Genomic DNA, 13,949 nt, shown 5'->3' with positions numbered 1-13,949 from the left:
CCCACTGAAGCTCAACCAGGCCTATAGGCTGGTAACAAAATTATTTTACAAAGTCTATAGATATTCAATCACCGAGCGACGCTGTGTTTCCGATAGTTTATCACCGAAATAATGGCCCTCGTTGCTGTAGCCTTTTTGTGTTGTGTTGTACACTTCGCTGGTACCGGGAGCATCTTTTGTTTGGTATTTATAACCGGGTATTTCATAATTATAATCAACGGTGCTGCTGAAACTCCGCTGCCAGTATTTGGGGCGTTTTTTACTGTTTAACAAGGTTTCCAGATCAGGCACAGAACCATTGTGCAGGTAAGGTGCGGTGATCCAGACACCATCCAGCGGCGGGGCAATATAACCGCGGTAAGGCACCAGCTTTGCGGGATGATCGCCGCTGCTGAACCAGCTGTTGTTGAACCAGATGACCATTTGGGGATTGCTGTAGTTGGCTGTGTACAAAGCCGAATCTGTTTTGATGATCGACTCAGGTATCAGCAGGTTGGGATAGCTTGTACTATCTCCATAACTGCCGTGGCATTTTTTACAGGTGGCCGAAAAAACAGCTTTGCCCTGCGCAGCCATCGCGGCATCAATGGGCTTTGGATATTTAGGTGCTTCGATGGAATTGATAAAGGCCAGCACATCATTAAAATGGCTGTCTACCTCAGCGGCTTCGGCTGTATCCGAAACGGTTAATAAATTACTGCCCATTAAAAACCTACCAAAATCACCGCGGCCAAAACCATTGTAAAACATGGCGTTCTTTTTCTTTAGCAACCACCAGGCGGGTACATCGGTGGGTATCATTTCTGTAGGTAATGTAAAGGAACTTTTGTCGCTCCAGCGCAGGGTTTGCGGATCCCTGTGCGATACAAGCAATGCAGCTAATGCATCTGCGAGGTTAACACCTTTTGTAGTAGTAATCAATTCCGGGGAGACCGTTTTAATGGCTTGTATAAAATTTTTCGCGGCATCATATTTTTTAGCTTCTTCACCTTTCAGGTTCTGTAAAAACTTTTCAGCAAACAACGCTGTGCCTTGCCGGTTTAGGGTAAAATCGCTGAGCGAATTGCCGAGGCCTACAATCAGTTTACCATCAAACACCTGTCCATGACATTGCAGGCAATTGGGTGCCGCTACCAGCACACCGTTGGGCGCCTTAACTGCCGTAAAACTGTAGTTAAGACTTTTATTGTAGCCATCTCTCTGTAAAAAATTGGTGGTGTCTTTGCCGGTGCCCAGTACAAATAAGTTAAAGGGAATGCCACTTTTTAAATAATCACCCGTAATTAAATACTGGTAGCCTTTTGCAACATCGCCTGTTCTTTGTTTGCTGGGTGCGATAAATTCCGGGTTTTCATTCAGGCGATTGGTAAGGCTTACAAATGCAAAACCGGTGATCACCATCGCCAATAAAATGCTTAACTTTTTCATAGTGTTTTCCTTATCTAATTTACGCAATTATTGGTGCGTGCATATAAAAATTTTAAAGGTCAGTCGCTTCCACAACCCCCTGCTGGTTGTATATTTTCAGCATTTCTTTCAGGTCTTCCAGCGTATTTATTTCGTCTGCTTTTTTATCGGTTCGCCAACGGCTCATGCGGGGGAAACGCAATGCTACTCCGCTTTTGTGACGGTTGCTGGCTGCAATGCCTTCAAAGGCAATTTCGAAAACCAGCTCTGGTTTTACGGTACGTACCGGGCCAAATTTTTCTATGGAATTTCTTTTTACAAATGAATCTACCTGTGCAAATTCCTTATCGGTCAATCCACTGTAGGCTTTTGTAAACGGCACCAGTTTGTCGCCGTCTTTTACGGCGAATGTATAATCGGTGTACAGGTTGCTTCTGCGGCCGTGGCCTTTTTGCGCATAGATCATTACAGCATCAATCGTAAGCGGATCAATTTTCCATTTCCACCAATCGCCTCTTTTGCGGCCCGACTGGTAGGGTGAACTTTTTCTTTTGATCATGATGCCTTCGCTGCCCATGTCCCTGGATTTTGTCCGGGTAACACCCAATTCTTCCCAGGTGTTAAATGAAATAACCGGAGAAATATGCAGTGCAGGATAATTGGTTTTGGCTATTACCTGTTCCAGCAATTGCCTGCGTTCTTCCATGGATTTGTAGCGGATATCTTCGCCTTCGAATTCCAGAATATCGTAGGCTATAAAACCAACTGGTGCTTCGGTTAATTGTTTTTTTGTAATTGTTTTTCTGCCGATCCGGGTTTGCAATGCGGCAAAAGGTAATGGTTTAAAAACGCCATCTTCAGCCGGTGCGCCGAGGCTGATGATTTCGCCATCTATCACTGTGCCATCCGGCAGCTGGTCTTTAAAATGATTGTACTCCGGAAATTTTTCTGTCATCAACTCTTCGCCGCGGCTCCATACAAAAAAATCTTTGTTGCGCTTAATGATCTGCCCGCGGATGCCATCCCATTTCCACTCTGCCTGCCATAGATCTTCTTCACCCAACTTATCTAAATCTTCATCAACGGCATAAGCAAGATAAAAAGGGTAGGGCTTTGAAAAGTCGGTTGCAGCAACGGTTTCACTGAGTAAATCATCGAACGAGGTGGTGGCAGGATCCCAGTTACCAGAGATGCGGTGCGCTATGATGGAAGAAGAAACTTTGACTGTTTTTGCCAGTGCATTCACCATCATGGTCTGCGACACACCGATCCTGAAGCCACCAGTGATAAGCTTATTAAAGACAAATTTTTCATTGCGGTCCATTTGCTGCCAGCTGCTGGTAATAAAGTCTTTTTTTACCTGTTCGGTTTCTTTTTCAATGCGGATAAATGTTTGTAAATAATAAGACAAAGTATGTTCATTGCCAGTTTCATTTTGTGTTTCCTGTTCGGGTAACAACAGCGCAATGGTTTCACCCAGATCACCAACCGTGTGGTAACATTCATCAAATAACCAGGGCTCAATGGCGGCAATTTCAAGACACCAGCCAGCAAGAATAGTAGAGTTGATAATGCGCTTCGGGCGCCTTCCGCTGAAGATGGCGATTACCCAAACCTTATCCTGGTCCGCCGCCACTTCAAAATAATCCTGCAAAGCCTGCAGCTTATCATTTGTTTTGGTGCTGGTACCGAGTATGTTTACAAGTTTTGCGAATTGTTTCATGGTTATTCCCTCATTCCCTAAAAGAGATTCCCCCATCCCCTAAAGGGGGAGTAATTTGTTAGCTTTTAAATTTGCCGGTAGTTATTATCAATTAAAAAATTATCCATTATCCATTATTATTTCCTCAGTCTCTTCCGCCGCTTTACTCTCTTCTTCTTCCCCGCCATATTCTGTTTTTACTTCGCCGGCTTCTATGCCCTGTTCATTTAAAAACCTGCTAAAGGCAGATTGAAAGCCATGTGTTGCATATACTTTTTGTGCGCCGGTTGCTTTTACTGCCTGTAACAACCCATACCAATCAGCATGATCGCTCAGGGCAAAGCCTGCGTCGGTATTGCGTCTTCTTGCATTGCCTCTTACCTGCATCCATCCGCTGCAAGTGCCTACACTGTATGGATAAAACTTTTTCATCCATGGCGTACCATCGGCGCTGGGCGGTGCTATTACGATATTGCCAACGAGGTCTTCTTTAGGTGTGTCGGGTTGAACCCGTGTCACTTCAGGTAATTTCCAGCCGCTGTTTACCAGTGCCTGGTGCACATTCCAAACGGCTCCATGCACATACACCGGCAGGCCCATTTCGGAGAGTGGCATCAATACTCTTTGTGCCTTACCAAGACTATATGCAATTAATACGCTCGTCTTTTTATTTTCCTTATTCTGTGCTACCCAGTTCTTAATATCTTCAAAAATATCCAATTGCTTTTTCCATTTGTAAATGGGTAAGCCAAAAGTAGATTCTGTTATAAAGGTGTTGCAGGGTACCGGTTCAAAAGCGCCGCTGATACCGTCATCTTCTGTTTTGTAATCGCCGCTTGCAACCCATACTTCGCCTTCGTATTCTACCCTTATTTGCGCCGAGCCAATGATGTGCCCTGCGGGGTGCAGCGATACTTTTACACCATTTATAAAAACCGGTTCATTCCAGTCTACCGATTCATACAAATTATCTCCCAGCCGCAACTGCAGCAATGGTTTGGTAAGATGATGGCACAGGTAATATTTGCTTCCCCAGCGGGCATGGTCGCTGTGCGCATGTGTGATGACGGCTTTATCTACGGGCTTCCAGGGATCAATGTAAAAATTGCCCTGTCTGCAGTAAAGGCCTTTATCGGAGAATTCTATTAGCGGCATTTTTTAATGGATAATTTTTTAATGGATAATTGATAATGAAATGAAGCGTTTGCTGTTTTCTGGTTCTTCATATCGATTTAAGAATGCAATCATTTATCTTGTTTACTTCAACCCGGAGGCTGAAGATCCACAAGGGTATTTTGTTGAACGGAGCGTCGCCAATATGGTTCCACATTGCTTGCTCGCCCGGGCAATATTTCTTTCTTATAACAACGACCTGTTTACTTAGATGCCTTGTTACTTCTGCACCTTTCACTGCAATACTTTACCTCATCCCAATTTTTCTGCCACTTTTTTCGCCAGGTAAAAGGGAGTTTGCAAACAATACAAATTTTAGCAGGAAGATTCCCTTTTTTATGCGCCATCAGATATACAAATACATTCAATACTAATTACAAACAAAGCGGATATATGTTTGGCTGAAGGTGCCCGGATATGCAAAAAGCCTGTTAATACAGGCTTTCACTAATTTATTTATTGATGCCTGTTACCAGGCTTTGGAAATGGTGCCATTCATGATACGTACAAAATAGAGGTGCTTGTTTTCGTAGTAGTCAGTAACAGGTGAATCTTTTTTCAACATCACCGGGCGGAAATTATAATCCGTGATCAACTTAAAAGATTTGTCGTTTAAATGATTGATAACATTGCCCGGAAATTTGGTGAGCAATTTGGTAAAAAGCCAGGTGCACTCAAAGCCTTTAAAAACCATGTCGGTAGCCCGGGCTTTGTATTTTTTTGCATACACGTTATTTACCATTTTGCTGTAGTCATCCCATTTGGTATTAAAATAAGGACTGGTAAAAAATACCGGGAAATCTACCAGGGCATCTTTATTCATCAGGGCTTTAAAGCTGTCCCAGTTGGGCATGCCCAGCAACGTGATGGGGTAAGATTCGTGCAGTTCGTAACAGGCCATGGTTAATTTGGTGGCGAAAGTTTCATCCAGTGAGCCGCCGATGATGACTGTTTGGCGGTTACTGTCCAGCCTGTTTTTTAATAAACCAGGTGAAACGATGCTGTCAAAATTCAGGGTCTGAATATCCAGCAGGGGCTTGCCATCCTGCGCATTGATCATTTTGAAATAAGCCGCTACTTTATCTTCCTGCGGTCCTTTCTGACGGCATAAAAATATTCTGTCCGTACCATGGCTTTGTACCAGGTAACTGAAGATAGCTTCACAATGTGCTTTTAGTGTAGAGTTTACAATCACTAAAGAAGGGTTGGCAGTAACGCCGCCATCGTTTGGATAGGTGGCCGAAATAAAAGGAATGTTTTTGCTCAACGCAAAATCTGCCAGTTGCCTGAAATCCACATCTTTTACCGAGCCAATGATGATGTCCAGCGTATCTAATTTTTTATCTGAAATTAAGCGGGGAATTGTTTTAGTGTACGATTTGGTATCGTAAATAAAGGCTTCTACATTCTCATTCGGCAGCTTCATTGAGTCCAGTGCAATCTGTGCACCATGCACAAATTCAAGCCCGGGCGTAATAAATTTGGGGATGGCGTCTGTAAAGCGGATGGTACCGGTATTGGTGAAAATCGTATCCAGGTAAAGCGGGGCAAAAATGCCAACGCGGTAAATTCTGGTAATGGGCTGCACTGTATTTTGTGCGGTTGCAGGTAAAATAAAACAGCTGAAAGCAACAGACAAAACAACAAGTGTTGTCCACGTTTTTTTTACCTTTTCTTCTTTCATAATATTATATGTCTGATTTCTTTAGGGTTGTTACTTGTTGTTTTACAACGCTGGATGAAAAAGTATTTTTATTCGTTCTGATTTCTAAAGTCTGCAAACTAACGATCCTAATTCTTCAGCTAATACACTAGCTATCCGAATTAAAAAAAATCAGCCATCAGACATCCCAAAATCAGACATTCAAAAGTTATTCCCACTCAATGGTTGCCGGCGGTTTACTGCTGATATCATATACCACCCGGTTAATTCCCTTTACGTTATTGATAATCTCGTTAGAAATATCGGCTAAAAATTCATACGGTAAATGCGCCCAGTCGGCCGTCATCCCATCTACAGAAGTTACTGCTCTTAAAGCAATCGTAAATTCATAAGTTCTTTCATCGCCCATTACCCCAACACTTTTTACCGGAAGTAAAATGGTACCAGCCTGCCATACACTCGCATAAAGGTTTGCTTTTTTCAATCCATTGGTATAGATCGCATCTGCATCTTGCAATAACCGTACCTTTTCCTCGGTAATATCACCCAGTATGCGGATACCCAAACCCGGTCCGGGAAAGGGGTGGCGAAACAACATATCATGTGGTAAACCCAGTTCTACTCCCACTTTCCTAACTTCATCTTTAAACAAAGCTCTTAAGGGTTCTACCAGCGACAGCTTCATGGTGGCAGGTAAACCGCCCACATTGTGGTGACTTTTAATAGTCACCGAAGGACCATGCACCGAGGCCGATTCAATCACATCCGGGTAGATGGTACCCTGGCCTAAAAAATCAATATTTTCAATGCGTTTGGCTTCTTTGTCAAATATTTCAATAAAGCCGCCGCCAATAATTTTTCTTTTTTCTTCAGGGTCGGTTTTGCCGGCCAGCTTGGTATAAAAATGTTCTTTTGCATCCACGCCTTTTACATTCAGACCCAGTTGCTCATACATTTTGAGTACGTCTTCAAATTCGTTTTTACGCAGTACGCCATTGTCTACAAAAATGCCAAATAAATTACTGCCGATGGCTTTGTGAATGAGGGTAGCGGCTACCGTACTGTCAACACCGCCACTCATCGCCATGATTACCCTTTTATCGCCAATCTTTTCTTTTAATGCCGCCACGGTATCGCTGATAAAATGTGCCGGCGTCCAATCCTGGGAACAGCCACAAATATCTACCAGGAAATTTTTCAAAATGATTTTGCCCTCGGTGCTGTGATACACTTCGGGATGAAACTGGAGCCCGTACAATGGAAAACCTTCTGCCGTACGAACAAACGCAGCAACAGGAATGCTTTCGGTAGTTCCCAGTATATCAAAACCTTCAGGTAATTCCTTTACCGTATCACTGTGGCTCATCCAAACCTGGCTGTGCGGCGATACGTTTTGCAATAAAATATTCTCTTTTACTTTTTCCAGTTTGGCCCGGCCATATTCTCTTTTGTCGCTCTTTTCCACTTTTCCTCCAAACAGTTTGGCCGTAAGCTGTGCTCCGTAGCATACGCCTAATACTGGTACCCGGGATGCGATGGCGGCGATATTTACTACCGGCGCATTCTCTTCGTTTACCGAAAAAGGCGAGCCGGACAAAATCACACCTTTCAATTCGGGACCAAATACAATTGGTTTATTGAAAGGGGTTATTTCGCAATAAACACTGGCTTCCCTTACGGCTCTCGCAATTAACTGGGTGTATTGAGAACCAAAATCTAGTATTAAAATTTTTTCCGTCATTTGCGTGCGAAGGTAAATAATTCCTTTATCTGCCCAATATAATTACGGCAGGCCCGGGTTAAATTATTTTGGTCGTGGCTGGAAATACGCTGAGCAACATCGTTGCATCGCCCTCTTTTACGGCATACCTTTTTTGATCTTTCCTCATTATACAGGTAAAACAAGCCAATACTGTTCCTACAATCCAAATCCTATCTTTGTCCCCGATGAAAAAAGCCTTGTTCCAGTTGCATGCCGCCGTTTTTTTAGCCGGTTTTACCGGCATATTAGGCAAACTGATTGGTTTAAATGAAGGCTTGCTGGTATGGTACCGCATGCTGCTAACGGTGCTCACATTGGGCGTGATCTTATTTTTGAGAAAACAGCTGCAACGCATTGCGTTTAAAGACGCCCTTAAAATAGGCGGCGTCGGCTTAATAGTAGCCCTGCATTGGGTAACATTTTATGGCAGTATTAAATATGCCAATGTTTCAGTGGCCCTTGTCTGTTTTTCGGGCTCTGGCTTTTTCACTTCTTTTTTTGAACCCCTTATTTTTAAAAGAAGCATTAACCCCCGGGAGGTATTGCTTGGCCTGCTTGCCATCGCAGGTATTTATATCATCTTCGATTTTTATCCCCAGTTTAAAACCGGTATTATTTTCGGCGTTTTATCAGCCATTGGCAGTGCACTGTTTCCCATTTTTAATAAAAAATTGCTGGTAAGGTTTAGTCCGGCCACTCTTACATTGTACGAACTGGGGGGCGGGTTTCTGTTTCTATGCCTGTTTGTGCCGGTGTATCTAATCCGTTTTCCGGCGGACTATTACCTGCCTACCCCGTCAGACTGGGTGCGGCTGCTGGTACTGGCCTGGCTTTGTACGGTGCTTTGTTTCGATCTTCAGCTGAACGCATTAAAAAAAATTTCTCCCTTTACCGCCAACCTCACTTATAACCTGGAACCTGTGTACGGTATCATCCTTGCCTTTCTTTTTTTTAATGAAAATAAATCGCTTTCCGGGCACTTTTACGCAGGTGTTGGGTTAATTTTGCTGGCAGTTATTTTACAAATGTGGAGACTTTGGTATAATAGCAGCCGGATTTTGCGGAGGTGAAAAATATTTTTTGAAGGTAAATGAACCGGTTGCGGCGCACATTTAAAAAAAATCAATTCTTATCTGCTAAAAATCAAATTTCTTCCTTACCTTCGCCGTCCAAAAAATTAGTACAATGGCTAGAGTATGTCAGGTTACAGGTAAGAAGCCTATCACAGGTAATAAAGTATCGCATTCAAACATAAAAACCAAGCGCAGGTTTTTGCCCAATTTGCAAACCAAGCGTTACTTTTTAGCTGAAGAAGATAAATGGGTGGTACTGAAAGTTTCTTCAGAAGCTATCAGAACGATCAATAAAAATGGTCTGTTTTCAGTTGTTAAAGGACTAAGAGCAGCAGGCGAAAAAATTTAAACCCACCCATTCTCTTTTGAAGGGGAACGGGTAACAAAATAAATAACAATGGCAAAGAAAGGTAACAGGGTTCAGGTTATTTTGGAATGTACTGAGCATAAAACCAGTGGCAAACCAGGTACCAGCCGCTACATCACAAAAAAGAACAAAAAAAATACGCCTGAGCGTTTGGAGTTGAAAAAATTCAACCCGATTTTAAAGAAAGTAACTGTACACAAAGAAATCAAGTAAATTTCTTCTTGTGCAAATACGAAATGTGAAAATAGGCTGTGCAAAAAGTACTTATCATTTTCAGATTTTTAAATTTTCAAATTTTCAAATTAAATAGTCATGGCAAAAGCAGCTTCAAAGAACGCGAAAATTAAAGATACCAAGGCCGCAGCAGATGCAAAAAACTGGACAAAAGTGATTCGTGCGGTTCGTAGCCCTAAAAGCGGTGCTTATACTTTTAAGGAGTCAATCGTTCACAAAGACAAGATCAAGGAATATTTAGCTCAATAGTTTAAATGCACCTTGATTTACTATATTCAAGCTGTTCTGGTTAATATCGGAACAGCTTTCTTAATTTTACCCAAATCCAATTGGATTCGGGTAGTTTTATTTTTATAATAATCACAAATCAATTTCCCTAAAGGGATTACAGGTATGGGACTTTTTGATAAACTCTTCGGTAAAAAGCAACAGCAGGAAACGCTGGATCAGGGATTGCAAAAAACCAGGGAAGGTTTTTTCAGCAAAATAACCAAAGCTATTGCCGGCAAAAGCACTGTGGATGAAGAGGTGTTGGATAACCTGGAAGAAGCATTGGTAAGTGCAGATGTAGGTATTGAAACGACAGTAGAAATTATCAATCGTATAGAAAAGCGGGTAGCAAGGGATAAGTATCTTAACACAAACGAATTAAATTCCATCCTTAAACAGGAAGTAGAAGATATACTGGTGGCTTCACCATCGGATACCAGTTACGAAAATTACGAATTACCTGCAGACCATAAACCACACGTAATTTTAGTAGTAGGTGTAAACGGTGTAGGAAAAACGACTACCATTGGTAAGCTGGCGCATAATTTTTCAAAGGCGGGAAAATCAGTGTTATTAGGCGCCGCAGATACTTTCAGGGCGGCTGCGGTAGACCAATTAACAATCTGGAGCGAACGCACAGGTGTGCCGATTGTAAAAAAAGAAATGGGCAGTGATCCGGCATCAGTGGCTTATGATACGGTGATCAGCGGAGTAGCAAAAGAGGTGGATGTGATCATCATTGATACGGCAGGCCGTTTGCACAACAAAGCTTACCTGATGGATGAGCTGACCAAGATAAAAAGAGTTGTTCAAAAAGTAATCCCTGAAGCACCGCATGAAGTAATGCTGGTGCTGGATGGAAGCACCGGGCAAAACGCATTGGAACAGGCTAAGCATTTTACAGCCGCAACGGATGTCACCGCCTTAACCATAACGAAACTAGATGGCACGGCAAAAGGCGGTGTAGTGCTGGCAATTGCCCATCAGTTTAAGATACCGGTTAAATTTATTGGGGTAGGCGAAAAGGCAACAGATCTGCTGGTTTTTGATAAACACCAGTTTGTAGAAGGATTGTTTGCACCTGTTGCCTAACGAACTATTTCCCCGTTTCCCAAAGGGATTATTGTTAAGTAATATTTCATTGCGGGTAACATAAGTTAAAAAGTGGTTCCGGTAAAAGGGCCAGTTTTTAATTTTCACTTTTTATTTTTTAATTCTCTCCCATGGTAGAAGTAGGCAAATACAATACATTAAAAGTAATACGGGCGGTAGATTTTGGGGTGTACCTGGATGATGGGGCAGAGGGTATTTTATTGCCTAAAAGATTTGTGCCAACTGCCACCGCAATTGGAGATGAATTGAAAGTTTTTTTGTACCATGATGGTGAAGACAGGTTGATTGCAACTACGCAGGAACCGAAAGGCATATTGGGTGACATTGTAAAGTTAAGGACAGTGACAGTTACTCCCCACGGTGCATTTTTAGATATGGGTTTGATGAAAGATATTTTCGTTCCCAAAAGCAAACAAATATTCGAGATGCGGGTAAACGGTGAGTACCTCGTAAAGATTTATCTCGACGAACAAACCGGACGCATTGCAGCTACAGAAAAGCTGGAGCCGTATTTAAGCAATGAAGAATTAACCGTAAAGGAACTGGAAGTAGTAGACCTGATTGTATACCGCCGTACTGATATTGGTTATGTGTGTATCATCAACAACCAGCACACAGGTGTATTACATTTTAATGAGATTTACCGTAACATAGGTGTAGGAGATAAATTTAAAGGGTTCATCAAAAAAATATATCCCGTAAGCAATGACAAAGATGATCGTTTTAGCATTGATGTGGCTGCAGGCAAACCAGGCTACAACAGGGTAGAAGACGAAGCAGGAAAAGTGTTGCGCCTGTTGAGGGAAAACGATGGCTACCTGCCTTACAATGACAAAAGCAAGCCGGAAGATATTTATGATTTTTTCGGTATGAGCAAGAAGACCTTTAAAATGACAACCGGAAATTTGTATAAAGAAAGAAAAATAGCTTTCGAAAAAACGGGTATCAAGCTGCTGGAAGAGTAGCTGGGTGGGTCACCCCAAAAAAGGTGGCTCACCCGATTACTCTGCGGGTTAAGGAATAAGCCAGTTTGCAGTAAAACTCCCATCTTCCAGGTAAGTAAATGTGGCCCTGCGGTGGCCGCTATTGTTTAACCACAACCATTCCATCCATTGCACTTTTGTGATTACAACACCAAAATTTTTTCTCCCATTAAGACTATCTTCAGATGTAGGATCATTTGTTTCAAATGCAGCTGGCAGACCGCTTAGAGGGAATTCAATGACTGAGGAAGGCCGTTCTTCTCCTGAATAATTTCTTCTGTTGTTCATGGTAGTAGCGTCCCAGCTTGCTGCTGCAATGCTATCGTCATGGTGTAATGTTACATCCCCGCTCAGTCGTATTTGTGTGCAGTTTGCGGCATCGTAAAACAACCAGCTGATGTTATTTTGTTTAGCAAGTTCATTCCATTTGCCACTCCTGGTATCGGTATAAAAAGCGAGTTGTTTATGAAGCAGCCACACTTTTCGCAATATCACCGTGCGCATGTTTACGCCATGTGTATTGACATTGGCCACAACAGGATTGTGCAGCGCATCTTTATAACTGATTGCTCCTTTTTCCAAACGTTTCCAAACGTCCTGTTCCAGCTCCTCAAGTGTAACACTCCTATCGTTTATCTGTACTGTACTCATACTTGTCACAACAGATTTTTAAGGCCATTGTTGCATACGATAAATGAATTGTCTTCAGGAATACTGTAAAAAATCCCGCCACCAGTACCCCGAGTTTTTGATAGTACGTAATTGTGTCTTCAGGTCCACATGTACCAAACCAAAGCGGGGATGGTAGCCTTCACTCCATTCAAAATTATCCATCAGCGTCCAGGCAAAATAGCCCCTGATATTGACACCTTCTTTTTTTGCTTTTAATACCGCCTGCAGGTGTTGTTTAAAATAGGCAATCCGTTCCGCATCATCAATAACCCCATGTTTAATTTCATCTTTAAACGCGGCACCATTTTCTGTTATGATAATTTCTTTTACGCCCCCATACAACCATATTTTTTTTATGGTGCGGTAAAAACTATCGGCGTTAATTTCCCAGCCCATGGCAGTAACCGGTAATTTTCTGGACGTTGGTTTTACCTGGGTTGCCTGTACTATCGGTACATAACTATTGTGCTTAACCATTACCGGAAAATAATATTGCAGCCCGATAAAATCAAAATCAAAATGCAGCCGCTCTGTATATTTCCAGGTTTTATTATGCAGTTGTAATTTTTCTAAAAATTTAAATGAATCATCTACGGGATATCCCTTACCCAGTGCAGGTTCAATAAACAAACGGTTCATTAAAATATCAATGCGGTTAGCAGCGGCCAGGTCTTCTTTTCTGTCGGAATAAGGAATGATCTGTGAGCAGGAAAAGGTGGTGCCAATATGGGCAGCTTCCACCATCCGGCGAATGATTCTTCCTCCTTCTGCCTGTGCCATGGCTGCATGATGAATAGCGGGTATAAAATTACTGAGCCCTTTTTTACCCGGCGCATGCTTGCCCAGCATATAGCCGAGGGACGTAAATCCAAAAGGTTCATTTAAAATGATCCAGTGCTTTACCTTATTGCCATAAGCCTCTGCGCAAACAGATACAAAACGGCTGAACCATTTGATGATTAAATAATTCGTCCAGCCGCCCCTGTTTTCAAGCTCCTGCGGAAGATCCCAGTGGTAAAGGGTTATATAGGGTGTAAGTCCGAGTTTAATGCACTCATCAATTACCCGGTGATAAAAAAGTATGCCTTCCTTATTGATTTTGCCGGTACCATCAGGCAGTATTCTGGCCCATGAAATGGAGAAACGAAATACAGAAAATCCAAGCGCTTTCACAAGTAACAGGTCATCCTTATACCGGTAATAAAAGTCGCAGGCTGTGGTGAGTTTGGCGCCGCCTTTTATATTACTGCCGCTCCGGGAAAAAGTGTCCCAAATGGTTTTGCCTTTTCCCTCAATGTTTGTGGCACCTTCGTTTTGAGCCGCTGCAATGGCAACACCCCAGCTAAAATTTTTGCCGAAGTCTTTGGCTGTAATTATATGGTTGCTATTGTCTGTCATCATTCTTACATGAATTGTAAAATTGAACTTTTAAAAAAGCGTTCCATATTATCCTTTTGTTATTTTTGAGAAAGTGTGCAAACTTCATCAGTATCAAAAATTACGAAGGCGGGCTATTGCGAATGCCAATTA

Annotated in this window: 14 protein-coding genes; 6 read left to right on the top strand and 8 right to left on the bottom strand. The window is 42.3% G+C overall.

Annotation, left to right across the window (positions count from 1 at the left end; genetic code table 11):
• Positions 1 to 54 precede the first annotated feature (54 nt).
• The 6 genes from JWR61_RS13260 to guaA form a co-directional block, all read right to left on the bottom strand.
• Positions 55 to 1,428, bottom strand: coding sequence for a hypothetical protein (locus JWR61_RS13260; protein WP_301928257.1), 1,374 nt, complete (start codon positions 1,426 to 1,428; stop codon positions 55 to 57).
• Positions 1,429 to 1,480: 52 nt separating this feature from the next.
• Positions 1,481 to 3,130 (bottom strand): ATP-dependent DNA ligase, encoded by a 1,650-nt coding sequence (locus tag JWR61_RS13255; RefSeq protein WP_301928256.1) that lies wholly within the window; start codon positions 3,128 to 3,130, stop codon positions 1,481 to 1,483.
• Positions 3,131 to 3,229: 99 nt separating this feature from the next.
• Positions 3,230 to 4,264: a ligase-associated DNA damage response exonuclease gene (locus JWR61_RS13250; RefSeq protein ID WP_301928255.1), complete on the bottom strand. Its 1,035-nt coding sequence runs from the start codon at positions 4,262 to 4,264 to the stop codon at positions 3,230 to 3,232.
• 221 nt (positions 4,265 to 4,485) lie between these two features.
• Positions 4,486 to 4,629: a DUF2256 domain-containing protein gene (locus JWR61_RS28265; protein WP_367881801.1), complete on the bottom strand. Its 144-nt coding sequence runs from the start codon at positions 4,627 to 4,629 to the stop codon at positions 4,486 to 4,488.
• Positions 4,630 to 4,751: 122 nt separating this feature from the next.
• A complete protein-coding gene (locus tag JWR61_RS13245; RefSeq protein ID WP_301928254.1) occupies positions 4,752 to 5,966 on the bottom strand; it encodes an ABC transporter substrate-binding protein in 1,215 nt (404 codons plus the stop codon).
• A 187-nt stretch (positions 5,967 to 6,153) separates the two neighbouring features.
• Entirely contained in the window at positions 6,154 to 7,686 is a 1,533-nt protein-coding gene (gene guaA, locus JWR61_RS13240; protein WP_301928253.1) for a glutamine-hydrolyzing GMP synthase, read from the bottom strand.
• A gap of 206 nt (positions 7,687 to 7,892) precedes the next feature.
• On the opposite strand from guaA, the gene JWR61_RS13235 reads away from it, so the two are divergent.
• The 6 genes from JWR61_RS13235 (at position 7,893) to JWR61_RS13210 (ending at position 11,729) form a co-directional block, all read left to right on the top strand.
• Positions 7,893 to 8,777 carry a DMT family transporter gene (locus JWR61_RS13235; protein ID WP_301928252.1) on the top strand — a complete coding sequence of 295 codons (885 nt, stop codon included), beginning with the start codon at positions 7,893 to 7,895 and terminating at the stop codon, positions 8,775 to 8,777.
• A gap of 115 nt (positions 8,778 to 8,892) precedes the next feature.
• Positions 8,893 to 9,129 (top strand): 50S ribosomal protein L28, encoded by a 237-nt coding sequence (gene rpmB, locus JWR61_RS13230; RefSeq protein ID WP_301928251.1) that lies wholly within the window; start codon positions 8,893 to 8,895, stop codon positions 9,127 to 9,129.
• A 48-nt stretch (positions 9,130 to 9,177) separates the two neighbouring features.
• Positions 9,178 to 9,360 carry a 50S ribosomal protein L33 gene (gene rpmG / locus JWR61_RS13225; RefSeq protein ID WP_290339415.1) on the top strand — a complete coding sequence of 61 codons (183 nt, stop codon included), beginning with the start codon at positions 9,178 to 9,180 and terminating at the stop codon, positions 9,358 to 9,360.
• 99 nt (positions 9,361 to 9,459) lie between these two features.
• Positions 9,460 to 9,630, top strand: a complete 171-nt coding sequence (locus JWR61_RS13220) for a DUF4295 domain-containing protein (RefSeq protein WP_290339414.1) — start codon at positions 9,460 to 9,462, stop codon at positions 9,628 to 9,630.
• A 144-nt stretch (positions 9,631 to 9,774) separates the two neighbouring features.
• The gene (gene ftsY, locus JWR61_RS13215) at positions 9,775 to 10,743 is read left to right on the top strand and encodes a signal recognition particle-docking protein FtsY (RefSeq protein WP_301928250.1); all 969 of its coding nucleotides are present in this window, start codon (positions 9,775 to 9,777) and stop codon (positions 10,741 to 10,743) included.
• 131 nt (positions 10,744 to 10,874) lie between these two features.
• Positions 10,875 to 11,729, top strand: a complete 855-nt coding sequence (locus JWR61_RS13210; RefSeq protein ID WP_301928249.1) for a S1 RNA-binding domain-containing protein — start codon at positions 10,875 to 10,877, stop codon at positions 11,727 to 11,729.
• 48 nt (positions 11,730 to 11,777) lie between these two features.
• Here JWR61_RS13210 and JWR61_RS13205 read toward each other — a convergent pair whose 3' ends face one another.
• Positions 11,778 to 12,398: a pyridoxamine 5'-phosphate oxidase family protein gene (locus JWR61_RS13205; protein ID WP_301928248.1), complete on the bottom strand. Its 621-nt coding sequence runs from the start codon at positions 12,396 to 12,398 to the stop codon at positions 11,778 to 11,780.
• A 54-nt stretch (positions 12,399 to 12,452) separates the two neighbouring features.
• Positions 12,453 to 13,820 (bottom strand): GH1 family beta-glucosidase, encoded by a 1,368-nt coding sequence (locus JWR61_RS13200; protein ID WP_301928247.1) that lies wholly within the window; start codon positions 13,818 to 13,820, stop codon positions 12,453 to 12,455.
• Positions 13,821 to 13,949 lie beyond the last annotated feature (129 nt).

It is taken from the genome of Ferruginibacter sp. (assembly GCF_028288465.1).
Taxonomy (GTDB): Bacteria; Bacteroidota; Bacteroidia; order Chitinophagales; family Chitinophagaceae; genus Ferruginibacter.
The sequence above is the reverse complement of the archived record's forward strand: the minus strand, read 5'-3'. Positions and strand labels throughout refer to the sequence as shown.

Coding starts and splice junctions, on each gene's coding strand:
- JWR61_RS13260 (WP_301928257.1), bottom strand. CDS start 1,428: ATGAAAAAGTTAAGCATTTTATTGGCGATGGTGATCACCGGTTTTGCA.
- rpmB (WP_301928251.1), top strand. CDS start 8,893: ATGGCTAGAGTATGTCAGGTTACAGGTAAGAAGCCTATCACAGGTAAT.
- JWR61_RS28265 (WP_367881801.1), bottom strand. CDS start 4,629: ATGGCGCATAAAAAAGGGAATCTTCCTGCTAAAATTTGTATTGTTTGC.
- JWR61_RS13220 (WP_290339414.1), top strand. CDS start 9,460: ATGGCAAAAGCAGCTTCAAAGAACGCGAAAATTAAAGATACCAAGGCC.
- JWR61_RS13245 (WP_301928254.1), bottom strand. CDS start 5,966: ATGAAAGAAGAAAAGGTAAAAAAAACGTGGACAACACTTGTTGTTTTG.
- guaA (WP_301928253.1), bottom strand. CDS start 7,686: ATGACGGAAAAAATTTTAATACTAGATTTTGGTTCTCAATACACCCAG.
- JWR61_RS13235 (WP_301928252.1), top strand. CDS start 7,893: ATGAAAAAAGCCTTGTTCCAGTTGCATGCCGCCGTTTTTTTAGCCGGT.
- JWR61_RS13205 (WP_301928248.1), bottom strand. CDS start 12,398: ATGAGTACAGTACAGATAAACGATAGGAGTGTTACACTTGAGGAGCTG.
- rpmG (WP_290339415.1), top strand. CDS start 9,178: ATGGCAAAGAAAGGTAACAGGGTTCAGGTTATTTTGGAATGTACTGAG.
- JWR61_RS13255 (WP_301928256.1), bottom strand. CDS start 3,130: ATGAAACAATTCGCAAAACTTGTAAACATACTCGGTACCAGCACCAAA.
- ftsY (WP_301928250.1), top strand. CDS start 9,775: ATGGGACTTTTTGATAAACTCTTCGGTAAAAAGCAACAGCAGGAAACG.
- JWR61_RS13200 (WP_301928247.1), bottom strand. CDS start 13,820: ATGATGACAGACAATAGCAACCATATAATTACAGCCAAAGACTTCGGC.
- JWR61_RS13250 (WP_301928255.1), bottom strand. CDS start 4,264: ATGCCGCTAATAGAATTCTCCGATAAAGGCCTTTACTGCAGACAGGGC.
- JWR61_RS13210 (WP_301928249.1), top strand. CDS start 10,875: ATGGTAGAAGTAGGCAAATACAATACATTAAAAGTAATACGGGCGGTA.